General features: G+C 32.9%; 14 protein-coding genes. 1 reads left to right on the top strand and 13 read right to left on the bottom strand.

Annotated elements, in window-relative coordinates; genetic code table 11:
• Genes OA85_RS12320 through lipA form a run of 3 tightly spaced genes read right to left on the bottom strand, consistent with a single transcriptional unit; the run spans position 1 to position 4,120 of the window.
• On the bottom strand, positions 1–2,166 hold the full coding sequence (locus OA85_RS12320; RefSeq protein ID WP_039110085.1) for an ATP-binding protein: 2,166 nt from the start codon (positions 2,164–2,166) through the stop codon (positions 1–3).
• 20 nt (positions 2,167–2,186) lie between these two features.
• Entirely contained in the window at positions 2,187–3,191 is a 1,005-nt protein-coding gene (gap, locus tag OA85_RS12315; RefSeq protein ID WP_039110084.1) for a type I glyceraldehyde-3-phosphate dehydrogenase, read from the bottom strand.
• Between the two features lie 59 nt (positions 3,192–3,250).
• On the bottom strand, positions 3,251–4,120 hold the full coding sequence (gene lipA / locus OA85_RS12310) for a lipoyl synthase (RefSeq protein ID WP_039110082.1): 870 nt from the start codon (positions 4,118–4,120) through the stop codon (positions 3,251–3,253).
• 230 nt (positions 4,121–4,350) lie between these two features.
• On the opposite strand from lipA, the gene OA85_RS12305 reads away from it, so the two are divergent.
• Positions 4,351–5,202 (top strand): M48 family metalloprotease, encoded by an 852-nt coding sequence (locus tag OA85_RS12305; protein ID WP_039110081.1) that lies wholly within the window; start codon positions 4,351–4,353, stop codon positions 5,200–5,202.
• A 60-nt stretch (positions 5,203–5,262) separates the two neighbouring features.
• On the opposite strand, the gene OA85_RS12300 is transcribed toward OA85_RS12305, so the two are convergent.
• The 10 genes from OA85_RS12300 to OA85_RS12255 form a co-directional block, all read right to left on the bottom strand.
• Positions 5,263–6,087 carry an energy transducer TonB gene (locus tag OA85_RS12300; RefSeq protein ID WP_039110080.1) on the bottom strand — a complete coding sequence of 275 codons (825 nt, stop codon included), beginning with the start codon at positions 6,085–6,087 and terminating at the stop codon, positions 5,263–5,265.
• A 195-nt stretch (positions 6,088–6,282) separates the two neighbouring features.
• Positions 6,283–6,834, bottom strand: a complete 552-nt coding sequence (locus OA85_RS12295) for an RNA polymerase sigma factor (RefSeq protein WP_039110079.1) — start codon at positions 6,832–6,834, stop codon at positions 6,283–6,285.
• Positions 6,825–7,931, bottom strand: a complete 1,107-nt coding sequence (locus OA85_RS12290) for a glycosyltransferase (RefSeq protein ID WP_039110077.1) — start codon at positions 7,929–7,931, stop codon at positions 6,825–6,827. Before OA85_RS12290 ends, OA85_RS12295 begins: the two co-directional genes overlap by 10 nt.
• Positions 7,932–8,017: 86 nt before the next feature.
• Positions 8,018–8,632, bottom strand: coding sequence for an FMN-binding negative transcriptional regulator (locus tag OA85_RS12285; protein WP_039110075.1), 615 nt, complete (start codon positions 8,630–8,632; stop codon positions 8,018–8,020).
• A gap of 33 nt (positions 8,633–8,665) precedes the next feature.
• Positions 8,666–9,679 (bottom strand): UDP-N-acetylmuramate dehydrogenase, encoded by a 1,014-nt coding sequence (gene murB, locus OA85_RS12280; RefSeq protein WP_039110074.1) that lies wholly within the window; start codon positions 9,677–9,679, stop codon positions 8,666–8,668.
• A gap of 49 nt (positions 9,680–9,728) precedes the next feature.
• Positions 9,729–11,576, bottom strand: coding sequence for an asparagine synthase (glutamine-hydrolyzing) (gene asnB / locus OA85_RS12275; RefSeq protein WP_039110073.1), 1,848 nt, complete (start codon positions 11,574–11,576; stop codon positions 9,729–9,731).
• A gap of 2 nt (positions 11,577–11,578) precedes the next feature.
• Positions 11,579–12,649: a glycosyltransferase gene (locus tag OA85_RS12270; RefSeq protein WP_039110072.1), complete on the bottom strand. Its 1,071-nt coding sequence runs from the start codon at positions 12,647–12,649 to the stop codon at positions 11,579–11,581.
• 15 nt (positions 12,650–12,664) lie between these two features.
• The gene (locus tag OA85_RS12265; protein ID WP_039110071.1) at positions 12,665–13,336 is read right to left on the bottom strand and encodes a DUF2461 domain-containing protein; all 672 of its coding nucleotides are present in this window, start codon (positions 13,334–13,336) and stop codon (positions 12,665–12,667) included.
• 7 nt (positions 13,337–13,343) lie between these two features.
• Complete coding sequence (locus tag OA85_RS12260; protein WP_039110070.1) at positions 13,344–14,042, bottom strand: thioredoxin domain-containing protein; 699 nt, start codon at positions 14,040–14,042, stop codon at positions 13,344–13,346.
• A gap of 78 nt (positions 14,043–14,120) precedes the next feature.
• The gene (locus OA85_RS12255) at positions 14,121–15,200 is read right to left on the bottom strand and encodes a DNA replication/repair protein RecF (protein WP_039110069.1); all 1,080 of its coding nucleotides are present in this window, start codon (positions 15,198–15,200) and stop codon (positions 14,121–14,123) included.
• Positions 15,201–15,312 lie beyond the last annotated feature (112 nt).

Raw genomic sequence — 15,312 nt, 5'->3', positions numbered from 1 at the left:
CTAAACATTTTTAGCAATTACTGCATAGAATTCTTCTGGAATGAATGGTTTGGTAACAACATCATTCATGCCAAAGGATAAAAGCATCTCTCGATTTTCGTCTAATGAGATAGCGGTGAGTGCAATGATAGGTGTTTTAGTATCAAATTTTCTAATTTCTTCTGTAGCAATAGTTCCATTGATTCCTGGTAAATGGACATCCATAAGAATCAAATCAAATTTATTGTTTTTTACTATTTCTATAGCATCTTCACCATTGTCAATTATTTTGCAAAATATTCCTTTATTGTGAAGCATTTTTTCGGTAATCATTTGATTAATTTTATTGTCTTCCACTAAAAGTATTTTTTTGTTTTTTAAGGAAGAATCATCATAAGTTTTTGGTTTTTCTTCAATATTTACTACTTGCGAGCCTAGTTTAAATTGTAGTTCGAATGAAAAAGAAGAGCCTTTTCCTTCTACACTATTTAAATTTATTCTTCCGCCCAGAATTTTAATTATTTTTTTTACAATTGTTAAACCTAAACCAGTTCCACCATATTTGCGATTGATTTCTATTGAACCTTGTGAAAAACTATCAAAAACACTTTGTAATTTGTCTGCCGGAATTCCAATTCCTGTATCAATTACTTCAAAATATAAAGTTGCATTTTTATCTTCCAAAGAATGAAGTTTTGCAATTACACTAACATCACCGTTTTTTGTAAATTTAAGTGCATTGTTAATCAGATTCATCATTATCTGGGATAATTTTGTAGGATCACCAATCAAATAATCAGGAATTGAAGAGTCAATTTCGAGGTTAAACTTGTTGTTGTTCACACAAGCTAATTCTTTTAAAGAGTTCTGGATGTCTTCTAATAATCGTTTAAGGTTAAAGTTTATATATTCTATTTCAAGCTTATTGGAATCAATTTTATTAATTTCCAGAATTTCATTTATAAACTTTGTCAGATAATCTCCAGAAAATTTTAAGGAAGACAAATAGTTCATTTGGGATTTTTTAGGCTTTTCTTCTAATAATAAATGAGCGATTCCATTTATAGCGTTCAGCGGTGTTCGAAGTTCATGGCTTACAGTCGATAAAAATTCAGATCTTGCATTAGAAGCTCTTTCTGCTTTCTCTTTAGCGATTTCCAATTCTTTATTTTTTTCTTTTAACATTTGATTGGACTGCGTTCTAATGATGTTGTTTTTATACAAAGACAAACTTAATAACGATAGTATTGATATTAAAGCTATTGCGAGGATACTAATTAATTTAGAAAATTTATTTGCTTTTTCCTGCTGTTTATTTTCTTGGTTAACTTGTGCTAATTCTTTTAAACGTTCGGATTCTTTAAATTTATCATAATCATCAATTCCAAGTCTTTCATTATTTAAAATTGAAATACTTTCTTTTAGATTAAGATGCTGTTTCAAATAGGAATAGGCATTGTTTTTATCCAACATTTTTTCATATACTGAACTTAATGCCAGTAGAATATTTGATTTTTGCTCTAAATTTTCATTCTTTTCATTTAGTTCTAATGCTTTATTCAGATAATTTAAAGCCAAGTTGTATCTGTCTTTTGTAGCTTCAATAGTCCCAATTTGATATAAGGCTTCTGCTTTAGTATTTAATATTGCAGGACTGTCTGGTTTTGCAATAATGGTTTTAAAAATTGTCGATGCTTCTTCTGAATTTCCTATCGATTTACTGATTATTCCTCTTTGAAGTGTTAGTATTTCGGCAGTATCGGTAACTTTTAAATTATTAAATAGTGATTGCGTTTCGTCGAAACAAATTTTGGCATCAGCAAAATTTAATTTTGCTACATAGCATATTCCTAGATAATAATAAGAATAGGCGTATGTGACCGTTGGTTTTAAATTTTTATATAATGCGATGCTTTTATGAAAAGTTTCAATAGCATCACTATACTTTTTTAAATCAAAATAAATTTTACCTAAGTTATACGTTTGATTCGCCTGAGCTTGGACATCGCTAATTTCCTTAGTATAATTTATTGCTTTTTGTGTGTATAAAAGGGCATTCTTGTATTTATTATTTAAGATATTGGATTTACTTAAATTACTGTAATATGAAATGCTATCTGTTTTCTCATTGATTTGAGAATACAGAACCGAATTTAAAAAAAAGATAAAAATGAAAAGGTATTTCATTTATAACTAAATTTTTATTGTTAATTTTTCTTGCTTTCTACCAAAAGAATTAAATCAATAATTCTAGACGAATACCCTATTTCATTGTCATACCAACCTACTACTTTCACCATTTTATCTATTACTGAGGTGAGTTGGGCATCAAAAAGACAAGAGTTTCTATTTCCAATAATATCTACAGAAACAATTGGATCTTCAGTATAATCGAGAATCCCTTTTAAGTTAGTTTGTGCTGCGGTTTTGAAAGCAGCATTTATTTCGTTTATGGTAACTGCTCGTTTTACATTGAATGTAATATCCGTCAAGGAACCATCGGGAACTGGGACTCTAATACCGCATCCACCAATTTTTCCTTGCAATTTAGTAAAAATTTTTGTCAATGCCTTAGCTGCACCAGTAGTTGTAGGAACTATGGATTGACTTGCTCCTCGTGCTCTGCGTAAATCCTTATGTGGTTGATCATGTAAACTTTGATCTGTAGTATACGAGTGAATAGTAGTAATATAGGCTTGCTCAATGCCGCAAAGCTCATCAATGATTTTCATCATTGGCGCCGCATTATTCGTTGTGCAGCTGGCGTTAGATATAATAGTTTCAGTGCCATCAAGAATATTCTCGTTTACACCCAGAACAACTGTTTTTATTGTGTCTACTTCTGAAGGCGCAGAAAGAATTACTTTCTTGGCACCAGCCAAAACATGAGCATTTATTTCTTCAAAAGTGTGGTATTTTCCAGTCGACTCAATTACGTAATCGATGTCTAAACTTTTCCAATCTAAGTTGGAAATACTTTTTTCGTGAAAGAACAAAAAATGTTTTCCATCTATAGAAAAACCTTTTTCATCAGGACTTACTGTAAATGGTAAAACTCCATGAATACTATCGTATTTCACTAAATGCGCCATGGTTTTTTTATCAGCAATATCATTTATGGCAACGACTTCAATGGTAGGATGGTTTAAAAGTAAGCGAAATAAATTTCGACCAATTCTTCCAAAACCATTAATGGCAATTCTTGTTTTCAAATGGATTCGTTTATTCGTTTATTTAGTTAACCGATTAACCGATTAAACAAATAAACTTTTTATAAAATATGTTTTTGTGCTTTATAAGAAGAACGAACTAATGGCCCGCTTTCTACATGACGAAATCCTAATTCCAAGCCAAATTTTTCATATATTGCAAACTGATCCGGTGTTATGAATTCCTTTACCGGCAAGTGTTTTTTACTTGGTTGCAAGTATTGGCCTATCGTTACAATATCAACATTTGCTTCGCGTAAATCGCGCATCGTTTGAAAAACTTCTTCTTCTTTTTCACCAAGACCCAGCATGATTCCTGACTTCGTTCTATTAATTCCTTTTTCTTTCAAGTAACGCAATACTTCCAGACTTCGGTCATATTTAGCTTGAATACGTACTTCACGAGTGAGCCTGCGAACGGTTTCTACATTATGCGATACTACTTCAGGATTAGCTTCCACGATACGGTCAATATTTCTTTCGATACCTTGAAAATCAGGAATCAATGTTTCCAGTGTCGTATTTGGGTTCATTCTGCGAATGGCTTTTACGGTTTCAATCCAAATAATGGAACCGCCATCTTTCAAATCATCTCTGTCAACGCTGGTAATTACGGCATGTTTGATGTTCATTATTTTGATAGAACGCGCCACTTTTTCTGGCTCATCCCAATCCACAGTTTCTGGTCTCCCGGTTTTTACACCACAAAAACCACAAGAACGCGTACATACATTTCCTAAAATCATGAATGTAGCCGTACCTTCACCCCAACATTCGCCCATATTTGGACAACTTCCGGAAGTACAAATCGTGTTCAAACTATATTTATCTACTAAGCCGCGAAGCTCTGTATATTTTTGGCCAATTGGGAGTTTTACCTTCAACCATTTCGGTTTTCCTATAGGTAAAGTATTTTCTAAAACAGTTTCCATATATCAATTTTCAAAGTACAAAGATAAGGAAAGTTGATTTAAGAAATAAGATTTTAGAATTACGATTTAAGAGTGCAAATTTCAATAATTTTCAGGAGCAATTTCCACTGCTATATGGGCTAGAATGCGTCGGTGACAACATTCGTTCTAAAGAAAGATTGACTTTTGTTGTATGCCATTAAACCAGTTATTCAAAAAATATTATATTTGAAATTCAAAATCAAAAATAAATGAAAAATAAATCAATACTATTAGGGGTATTATTGGTAGTTTTTGGTATTTCAAAAGCCAATGCACAAATTAATTTTGGAGAAAAAGCGCTAGGTGCGGTTCAAAAAGGGGTTGCAGGATTCACTTTTAGCGACGCTGATGCAGCAGCTTTATCTAAAGCAGCTGTTGATAAAATGGATGCGGAACATATCGTTACAGGACCAAAAGATCCTTACACCATCCGTCTTAATAAAGTTTTTGGGAAACACACAAGCGGGGACGGATATACATTAAACTATAAAGTCTATAAGCTAAATGAAGTAAACGCATTTGCCACCGCTGATGGAAGTGTTCGTGTTTATTCAGGGTTGATGGATATTATGGATGATAATGAATTGCTGGCCGTTATAGGTCATGAAATAGGTCATGTGGCTAATCATGATTCGCGAGATGCTATGAAAGCGGCGTATAAAAAAGAAGCATTAATAGATGTAGTTGCTTCACAATCAGATAAAGTGGCGGCTGTAACAGATAGCCAATTGGCTAAATTGGGAAGTGTTATGATTGATAGCAAACACAGTAGAAAACAAGAATCAGAAGCCGATGAATTCTCGTATAATTTCATGAAAAAAAATGGATATAATGTGAATGCGGTTTCTTCAGCCTTTTCTATTTTGGCAAAGATGAGCGAAGGAACTCAAGCTTCTTTTTTGGACAGAATGATGAGTTCACATCCTGATTCTAAAGAAAGAGCAGAAGCCGCTAAACAAAGAGCGGAAACGGATGGATTGTACAAACCGTATGTACAACAAAAAGCAGTTGTCGCTAAAACTACAACGACTAAAAAAACTACAACCAAAAAGAAGAAATAAGATTTTTTTAATTGCATAAAAAAAGCAGAACTTTTAGGTTCTGCTTTTTTGTTTTATAAACTAATTCATTTGTACCGTAATAGGAAGATTGTAGGCAGTTCGAACCGGTTTTGAGCCAATCATTCCCGGTGACCATTTGGTCTTCAATGATTTCAATACTCGGATAGCTTCTTTTCCTAAACCATAACCAGGATCTCTTTTTACTTGAATGTCAGTCATACTTCCGTCTTTTTCTATTACAAAAGCCACATAAACTTTCATGGTGCTACCACTGTCAACATCTGGTTTTTCAAAATTATTTCCTACATAAGTATAGAATTTGTTGATTCCTCCTGGAAATTCCGGAAGTTTATCTAGAGTTGCAGTGGCTACAATTGTATTTCCTGGATCAATAGGAGTATCAGTTGCCGTTCCTGTTCCAGTGGAAGAAGTTGGATTTATACCAACAGTTGCTGTTCCTTCAGTACTCGTGTTTGTAATCGTAGTATTATCAGTATTTTTTGCAATATTTTGATTTGCCAGTTGTGCCTGCACGATTATAGGATTCACTAGTTGGTCACTTTGAATTGGTGCTTCCGTATTTTGTGCTTTAACTTTTGGAAGAACTGGTTTTTCTATTTCCCGAAGCTGATTGGGTATAATAATGTCAGTTACATTCACTAAGGTATTTGTAAGTTCAGGTATTGTTATCTTGTTTTCTGGATTAAAATAATTCAGAATTACAGGAATACTCAAAGCAGAAGTTAAAAGTAATATTCCCATAAAAAGTGCCATTATTGAAGTTTTGGTACTTTCTTGGCGCAACTGATACGCTCCATATTCTTTGTTTCTGTATTGAAAAACAAGGTCAATCCAGCTGGTCTCGTAAATGCTTAATTTGGACATAATTTATGGATTTAAAGGTTAGGTATCAGTTAAATCATAAGCAAGTGTTGTTTTTTATTTAACAACGTAAATAACAAGAAATTTAGTATGTAAAGTGTAGTTATTTTTTAGTTTAATTTTTTAGTCGTTTATTCGTTTGACCTTTAGGCTAAGTTTCGATTAAACGATTAACCAAATTATCGAATAAACCTAAAGTTACCTTTTATTCTGAATAATTTCCGCAAGAAGTTTTTTGGCGCGAAGCAATTTAATTTTCACATTACTCAATGGTTCGTCAATTTTGTTGGCAATTTCCTGGTAACTCATTTCCTGAAAATAACGCAATTGGATGACCTCTTGGTAATGTGGTTTTAATTCTTTGATGAATTGTAGTAATTGCGAAAGGTTTTGTTCCGTAATTAATTCATCTTCTGCAGACGGAGTAGTGTCGGCAATGTTGTAAGCTTGTTGGTCTTCTTCCTCAGTAATTTCGACAAAAAGACTCGATTTCTTTTTTCGTAATAAATCGATGTGTACATTTTTTGCAATAGCGATAAGCCAGGTGTTAAACTGAAATTCAGAGTTGTAAGTCGCTATTTTGTCAAAAGCTTTTGAGAAAGTTTCGATTGTAATGTCTTCTGCATTGGTTTCATTTTCAGTGCGCTTGAGCATAAAACCATACACTTCATTCCAATAATAATCCAATAGAAAAGTAAAGGCAACCTGATCGCCTTGTTTTGCTTTTTCTATTTGTTTGTTTATTTCCAATGTACCGGTTTTGAGAAAATATTCGTTATAAAGATATTGATTTGTGTCAATATAAGTGCTATCTCCACTATAGGAAACCATACTTTAATGTCATTTTCTTTTAATTTTCCTGCAGAAAATCCAACAACAATCCATGCAACCAGATATCGCACTGTAATTAAACCTAAGACTAATATCCATTGAAATTGAAAAGATAATAAGATAATAGGCAATAAAATAAATAGTAATTGCGAACAATAAAAAGCTCCTAATTGTAATTTATCTAAAGGTTTGTAATAATTTGCCGTAGCTATGTGTCTTCTTTTTTGGGTAAACCAATCTTTAAATGTTGTTTTTGGTTTAGAGAGTGTAAAACTTTCCGGTGTGTAAGCAATAGTTGTGTTTTTTGCATTTGCCGCTTGATTGATAAACAAATCATCATCTCCGGAACGAATTTGCATGTGTTCTATAAAACCATTTACATTAAAAAAAGTTTCCTTTTTGTAGGCTAAATTTCGTCCTACACCCATATAAGGATGTCCTATTTTTGCCCAAGAAAAATATTGAATTGCCGTAAGCAAAGTTTCAAAGCGAATTATTTTATTCAGAAATGAATTAGGAATTTTTTCATATTTACCGTAACCCAAAACAATTGTCTTTTGCATGGTAAATTGCGAACTCATTGCTGTTAACCAATCTTTTGAAGTTGGGTAGCAATCCGCATCAGTGAATAATAAATATTCTTTTTTTGCTGCTTTAATTCCTAAAGTCAATGCATATTTTTTGTTTCCCCAAAAAGCTTCATTGTTTTCCACTTTTACCAAGCGTACATTTGGATATTGCTTTTCAAATTCTTCTAAAATAGCCAAAGTGTTATCACTTGAAGCATCATCAATTAAGACAATTTCGAAGTCAGGATAGTTCTGTTCAGCAAGTAACGGGACGAAATTTGTAACATTTTCTTCTTCGTTTTTGGCACAAACAATTACTGATATTGGGATTCTTTTTGGCGTTATCTTTTGTGCTTTGGCGAAAGCAAACTTACCAAAAACACCCAGATAATACGAAATTTGAACAGCAACTATAAAAATAAAAAAGTAAAGAATTAGTATAAGCATCTGAGTTTAATGAGTTTTTAAATCGAGTGCAAAGGTATGAATAGAATTGTGAATTGTTAAGTACAATGTGTGAATTTCGAAATAATTTATCGAGGGCATTTCTTCATTTCATTTGCTACAGCAATCGCTTGGACATCTTCTGTCTTTTCTAATTCGGAAATAATGTTTTGGAAATTTTTATTATCTCGGTTTTGCGATAATTTTCTAGTGGCTTGGATTTCTGTAATTTCAATTTCAAATGCTACAATCCCTCGGGTTTGCATCATTGTTTTCTTAGATAAATTTGCTACACGAACTGGGTTTTCAGAATTCTGTTCGTATTTATCAACCAGCTTTTTTAAGGATTCTATTACTGCTTCTCCTTCGATAATTTTGATTTTTCCGTAAACATGAACAGCAATATAGTTCCATGTTGGCACATTTTCATGATCGTACCAAGAGGAAGAAATATAAGAATGTGGTCCGGAGAAAACAGCTAAAATTTGGTCGTTATCTGTGAAACCTTTCCATTGTGGGTTTTCTTTAGAAATGTGGCCACATAAAATTTGATTTCCATCTTTATTAGTATCCAGTTCTAGTGGAATATGTGTTGCGCACAATTTTCCATTGGTTTGATTGATTAAAAGACCAAAGCTATTCTCTTGAAGAAATTTTTTAATTTCTTCTTGATTCTCGTTTTTGTAGATTTCAGGAATGAACATGTCAATAAGGAATTAAAGTTTTTAAATCTAAAATTAAATCACATTTACTTCGGCTTCAATGTGAATCCCAAATGTTTTAAAAATAGTTGTTTGAATATCCTTTGAAACATTCAAAATTTCCTGTCCGGTCGCATTGCCATAATTCACTAAAACCAAAGCTTGATTTTTATGGATTCCAGCATCACCAAAACGTTTTCCTTTGAAACCAGCCTGTTCAATAAGCCAGCCTGCAGGAACTTTTACTTCGGTTTCAGAAATATCAAAATATTTCATTTCAGGAAACTGCTGATGAATTTTTTCGAAATCTGATTTCAGTAAAATTGGATTTTTAAAGAAACTACCACTGTTTCCCAACTCTTTTGGATCTGGTAATTTGCTTTGACGAATCGCAATTACAGCATTACTGACGTCTTTTAAGGTAGGATTGGTAATGTTGTTTTTTTCTAATTCTGACGTAATATCACCATAAGAAGTATTGATTTTATGATTGCGTTTTGTCAATTTAAACACAACCGATGTAATGACATATAGGTTTTTTGCTTCGTTCTTGAAGATGCTTTCTCGGTAGCCAAATTGACATTCCTCTTTTGTGAACGTTTTAATTTCCTGATTTTCTATCGTCATCGCTTTGCAGGAAATAAAAGTGTCTTTAATCTCAGTGCCGTATGCACCAATATTTTGTACTGGAGTGGTTCCTACATTTCCGGGTATAAGCGACATGTTTTCTAAACCGCCAAAATTCTGGTCGATGGTCCAAAGCACAAATTCATGCCAGTTTTCGCCAGCCTGACTTTCGACCCAGACAAAATCATCATTTTCTTCTATAATTTTCTTGCCTTTCAAATCAATATGAATAACAAAGGCATCAATATCTTTTGTCAAAAGCATATTGCTTCCCCCGCCTAAAATGAATTTTTTATGGGATTTATTTCCTTGTAAAATAGTTTTTAATTCTTCGCTTGAATGAACTGCAACAAACTGTTTTGCTTTGGCTTCAATGCCAAATGTATTGTATTTTTTTAAAGAGAAATTATGTAGTATTTCCATAAAAGAAAGTGCTTTTTTGAATAGTTTAATCCTAGGTCAAAAGTAAGAATTAAAATTTAGTTGCATACGTTTTCATCCAGATATGCATCATAAACAAAGGCATAATATAAGGCGTCATTCTGGTGTCTCCTTTTTGTAAATTTTGAATTAATTTCTGGATGTTTATGTGTTCAAAATAAGGGATTTGAAATAAATCACTTTTAGAAAAAGATTCTAATTCGTCTTTAAAAGCAGGACTTTTTGTGATATAATCTCCCCAAGGAGCACTCAATCCTATTTTTTTGAACTTTAGGATTTCATCAGGTAAGCGTTCTTGCATTGCTGATTTCAAGATGAATTTCCACTTTTTTCCTGCAAACAACCATTTATCTTCCAATGAGCCTAATCCAACAATTAATCTTGGATCCAAAAACGGTTCCCGACATTCAATTGATGCACCCATCGTACAGCGGTCATTTCTGTCCAGAAGCGAGCATAAATAAGTATGCTGGTCAAAATAAAGTGCTTGTCTACGTAAATTGTCCGGATATAAAGACTTTGCTTCTTTGTAAATTTGTCTCCTGTATTCGTTTTTAGGAGGTGTATTAATTCCAAAAGTTTCCGCAATATCATTGGGGTAAATATTGGAGCCATTATATATGATTAAATCAGATTTTTTAATGATTTGTGCATAGCGGGTTAACTTTTCGTATCGTGGTTGTTTTGTAAAAACATCTAAATTACCAATTGTGGCAATGGAATTCAATAGTGATGGATATTGTAAAGCTTTGTAACGTACATACCCCCCCATAAATTCATCAGCACCTTCACCGGATAGTAATACTTTTACTGACGGTTTAGCCATTTGAGAAACTGCTAACAGATGCGGCTCACTTAAATGCATGATAGGTTCGTCCTGGAAATAGGTAGAAGTTAATAATTTATCGAAAAGATTTTTATCTTCTAATTGCATTGTGTGAAAACCGTAATCGAATTTATTTGCTAAAATTTTAGCCAAATGTGCTTCGTTATGTTCTTTCTCTTTGAAGCCAATATTAAACGTTTCAATATCTTTGTATTTTTGGTGGTGTAAGGAAGCTAAAACGGAAGAAGAATCCAGTCCGCCACTCAATAATACACCAACAGGAACGTCACTTACCATTCGCAGTTTTACGGAATCATCAAAAGTTTCGCGAAACCATTCTGCCGGATTTTTTATTTCGGGTTGATTTTGAATTTCCTTTTTTAAATTCCACCATTTTTCGGTAGTGGTTTTTCCTCCTTCATGAATGGTCATGATGTGCCCAGGCAATACTTTTTTTACATTTTGGTACAATGTGTTTTCACCGGCAACAAATCGGTTAAAAATATACTCCTCGAGCCCGTCTTGTGCCATTTTGAGAGGAACCCCAGCCGTGAAAAGTGCTTTTTGTTCGGATGCAAAATAAAAAGTCTCGTTGTAAAAAGAATAATATAGCGGTTTAACTCCCATTCTGTCACGAACAACAGTCAGTTTTTTTTCCATTTTATCCCAAATAGCAAATGCAAACATTCCGTTGAGACGGTTGAGCATTTTTAAACCATGTAATTGGAATAATTTCATCAAAACTTCGGTGTCTGAACTGGTCCTAATATCAAATCCATTGCTTTTTAACTCGGGATAAAATTCTTTGAAATTGTAGATTTCGCCATTATAAACCAGCACATACCTTCCGTCTTCTGACAGGAAAGGTTGGTGTCCGGCTAAGGAAATGTCCAAAATTGAAAGTCTTCTGTGTCCAAAGCCAATATTGTTTTCTATAAACAATCCTTTATCATCAGGTCCGCGATGTTCCAACGAATCGCGCATCTTTGTAAGAACGCGTTCGTCAACTTTTTTTTGTAATTGTAAATGCAAGATTCCATTAATTCCACACATAGTTAGTTGGGGCTATTATTTGTGTTAATTAATTCGTGGTATTTTTGGGCAATAATTCTCATGTTAATATTGTAATCTGCATTTTGTTCTACAAATATTCTATTTTTTAAAACGGCTTCGTTTCGATATTTATTGTTTTCAAATGCCCAGATTAATTCTTCTGCTAGCATTTCAAAATTATCAACGGTAACTAATTGTCCATTTTCTCTATGTTTAATCCAACTTTGATTTCCTAGAATATCAGTTACAATTGGATAACAATTAGTAGCCATCGCTTCAAATAAAGAGGCTGAAACTCCTTCAGTTATTGGCATACTAATGTAAATATTAGATTGCTGTAACAGTTTTGGTAATGCAGTATTTGGAATTCTTCCGGTAAAATTGACTTTGTCTTCAATGTTTAATTTTTTTGCTAATTCTTTTAATGCCAAAAGTTGTGTTCCGTCTCCTATAATGGTAAGTACGAAATCTATTCCTTTTTGGTTTAAAATGGCAAAAGATTTTAAAATAATATCGTGACGGTATTCCGGCAATAAGGAGCGAGTGACGATAGCGCAAATTTTTCCTGGATTGGCATTGTTGGTATTGCCGAATTTCTCTAAATCAATTCCCTTTGGTAAAACCAAAACTTTATTCATATCGACTTTGGCTTCCATCATAGAAAGTGTCATCACAGGACCCCAGGCATGAATTAAATTGGCTTTCTGGAAAGCATAATGTTGAATGAGTTTTTTTAAAGGCAATGAAATAGATTTTTCTGGCCATAAATCGGTTTTGCCTTGTTGAGCAATTGCTATAGATTTTACACCAGATAATGCCGCTAAGAATCCGTAACTTGTCGTTCTTTCTGCAATAACCATATCTGGCTGATGCATTTTTATTAGTTGCCTAATTTTAAAAAAAGCCAATTCAAATTCAAAAATCCTTAAAATTCGGTTATAAATACAGTTGCTGGGGTTTTTTAATTCCCAAGTAATGATTTCAAAATCACCAAACTCCTTGAGACCATTCATCCAAGTGATGGCATCTGCTCTATAGGATTCTCCCAGAAAAAGTATTTTCTTTTTTTGCATCGGTATAAATTAGAATTACTCAGAAGTTAAAGCGCGATTTATAAAGTCATTCAGCGGTTTTAGTGTGATTAATTTTTTACTCATTGTAGTAACAAAATCTTTTTTTGTCACTTCTGAAAAATCAATTTTTTGAGAAGATTCGAAGCTTTTTAATTTTAAAAATTCAATAGCAGGATGTTCTTTTTCGTACCCTCGTGGTGGATTTTTTAATGTATTTTTTTCGTTTCGATCAAAGTCTTTAAATTCTTTTTTGAAATTTTTCTCCTCAAGAATTGCTTCTAAATCATCATGAAAATAAGCAATTTCCTTACGCATTTTTTTCAAATCCTCCGCTTCAGGACAATACAATCCACCGGCAATGAAACTGGCTCCTTTTTCTAAATGAATATAATACCCAGAGCGATTTAAGCCTTTAGCTCCGGAAGAAAGCCAAACACCCAAATGCGATTTATAAGGAGTTTTGTCCTTAGAAAACCGAATGTCACGATTGATTCTAAAAGTACAGTTTTTTACTTCCAGCATTTCCAGTGCGGAATCCATTGGCTTCATGACGTCAAGTAAATCGGCAACTAATTGCTGATACTCTTTCTTAACCACTTCGTAGCGTTTTTTGTTTTCCAAAAACCAATCTCTATTGTTGTTGGCCTTTAAATCATCCAGAAATTGTAGTGTGTCTTTTGAAAGCATATAGAAATTATTGTAATTGTTTTTTTAAATCGTCTTCGCTAATAAAACCAGAATGTTTCCATTTTACTGCTGCGTTTTTATACAATAATAAGGTAGGAAGTTCACTGATTTTCAATTCAGCCATCAATGTTTTATTTTCATCTGCATTCAATCGAATGATGGTCACGTTATTTGCTAAATCTTTTTGCATTTGCAAAAGGTACGGCGTCATTTTTTTACATGGAGCGCACCATTCGGCATAAAAATCAATTAGTACTTTTTTATCTGAGTTTAATAATTCGGCATATTCCTGACTGCACATTCCAATGATTTTATCGCTTGGTTTCGATAATCCGGCTGCATCCCATTTTAGAATTCCTCCGTCTAATTGGTAAATTGTTGTAAAACCTAATTCGCTTAATTTTTCAGATGCTTTTTGACTTCTTCCTCCGCTTTTGCAATACACAAAAACTGGTTTTGATTTATCAAGTTTTTCTGCGTCAGTAACAAAAGTATTTCCAAGCCAATTTACATTTTTGGCATTGTCAATATGATCTGATGCAAATTCTTCAGGAGTTCTTACATCGAGAATTTGAGAATTTGGAGTCTCCTTTATTTTTTCTGCAAAAGCTTTGGCTTCAATGGTTTTTACGTTTTTTGAAGTTTGTCCATTACAGGATAAAACTACAAAAGAGAAGATTAGTAGAAATATAGAATGAAATTTCATTGTGATTTGATTTAAATTGAAATAGGCTAAATTAGGTATTTTTTCATTTTTTGAACTTTTAAAGTTATTAAATAAAAGTTATAAATTAAAAATTTTATAGGTCTGATGCGTCGATTTTACAATCGTTTCCGTGCGTTCTGGGTGTGTATCTGAAATAAAGAGCTGTCCAAAAGTATCGCTGTTGACCATTTCAATAATTTTAGATACCCGACTTTCGTCTAGTTTATCAAAGATATCATCAAATAATAAAATTGGTTTTACGCCACTTTGTTTTTTTAGAAATTCAAATTGTGCTAATTTTAAAGCAATTAGAAAAGATTTTTGTTGTCCTTGAGACCCAAATTTCTTGATAGGATGTTCGTCTATTTCAAATGATAAATCATCTTTATGAATTCCCACACTTGTATAATGTAGTGCTCTGTCTTTATTAATGTTCTCTTGTAAAAGCGTCAGTAAATCTTTCTCGAATAAATGACTTTCATATACCAGTTGAACGGTTTCCTGCGAGCCGGTTATGGCTTGATGGTGTGTGTTGAAAATAGGAATAAACTGGTCGATAAATTCTTTTCTTTTTTCGAAAATATAATTTCCAAAACTGTTGAGCTGCTCATTATATATAGATAAGGTATCGTTTTCAAAAACATGATTCAGCGCGAAATATTTCAACAAAGCATTACGTTGGCTCATTACTTTCTGGTATTGAATCAGTTGCTGTAAATAATGGGAATCTAGTTGCGAAATTACGCTATCCATGAATTTTCTTCTGGTTTCGCTGCCTTCTACAATCAAATCCCTGTCGGCAGGAGAAATGATAACCAAAGGAATAAAGCCAATATGATCTGAAAATTTCTCGTATGCTTTCCCGTTGCGTTTTAATATCTTTTTTTGACCTTTTTTTAAACTGCAAAGAATTTGCTCGTTTCTTTCGTTTTTTTCAAATTCAGCATCAATTACAAAAAACTCTTCACCGTGTTTTATATTCTGAACGGCTAATGGATTGAAATAGCTTTTTCCATAGGATAAATGGTAGATTGCATCGAGCACATTAGTCTTTCCAATACCATTTTTACCTACAAAACAATTTATTTTGTTGTCAAAATCGAAATTTGCTTCCGAAAAATTCTTATAATTGAATAATGAAATTTTTTTTAAATACATCTGTAAGGCTTGCTGGTATTGAGAACTTTGATGTTTTTGAACAGGTTTTTCAAAGTGGGTGCAAATTATTGAAAAATATCGATAAAAATGGCTTTTAGATTTGAATAAAAAT

It is taken from the genome of Flavobacterium sp. AED (assembly GCF_000812945.1).
Taxonomy (GTDB): Bacteria; Bacteroidota; Bacteroidia; order Flavobacteriales; family Flavobacteriaceae; genus Flavobacterium.
This window is presented reverse-complemented; position numbering and strand designations above follow the sequence as displayed.

Excerpts from the sequence above, each read along its gene's own strand:
- OA85_RS12285 (WP_039110075.1), bottom strand. The coding sequence starts at position 8,632 with ATGTTCATTCCTGAAATCTACAAAAACGAGAATCAAGAAGAAATTAAA.
- OA85_RS12255 (WP_039110069.1), bottom strand. The coding sequence starts at position 15,200 with ATGTATTTAAAAAAAATTTCATTATTCAATTATAAGAATTTTTCGGAA.
- OA85_RS12320 (WP_039110085.1), bottom strand. The coding sequence starts at position 2,166 with ATGAAATACCTTTTCATTTTTATCTTTTTTTTAAATTCGGTTCTGTAT.
- OA85_RS12300 (WP_039110080.1), bottom strand. The coding sequence starts at position 6,087 with ATGTCCAAATTAAGCATTTACGAGACCAGCTGGATTGACCTTGTTTTT.
- lipA (WP_039110082.1), bottom strand. The coding sequence starts at position 4,120 with ATGGAAACTGTTTTAGAAAATACTTTACCTATAGGAAAACCGAAATGG.
- OA85_RS12305 (WP_039110081.1), top strand. The coding sequence starts at position 4,351 with ATGAAAAATAAATCAATACTATTAGGGGTATTATTGGTAGTTTTTGGT.
- OA85_RS12270 (WP_039110072.1), bottom strand. The coding sequence starts at position 12,649 with ATGCAAAAAAAGAAAATACTTTTTCTGGGAGAATCCTATAGAGCAGAT.
- OA85_RS12290 (WP_039110077.1), bottom strand. The coding sequence starts at position 7,931 with ATGCTTATACTAATTCTTTACTTTTTTATTTTTATAGTTGCTGTTCAA.
- OA85_RS12265 (WP_039110071.1), bottom strand. The coding sequence starts at position 13,336 with ATGCTTTCAAAAGACACACTACAATTTCTGGATGATTTAAAGGCCAAC.
- OA85_RS12260 (WP_039110070.1), bottom strand. The coding sequence starts at position 14,042 with ATGAAATTTCATTCTATATTTCTACTAATCTTCTCTTTTGTAGTTTTA.
- murB (WP_039110074.1), bottom strand. The coding sequence starts at position 9,679 with ATGGAAATACTACATAATTTCTCTTTAAAAAAATACAATACATTTGGC.
- asnB (WP_039110073.1), bottom strand. The coding sequence starts at position 11,576 with ATGTGTGGAATTAATGGAATCTTGCATTTACAATTACAAAAAAAAGTT.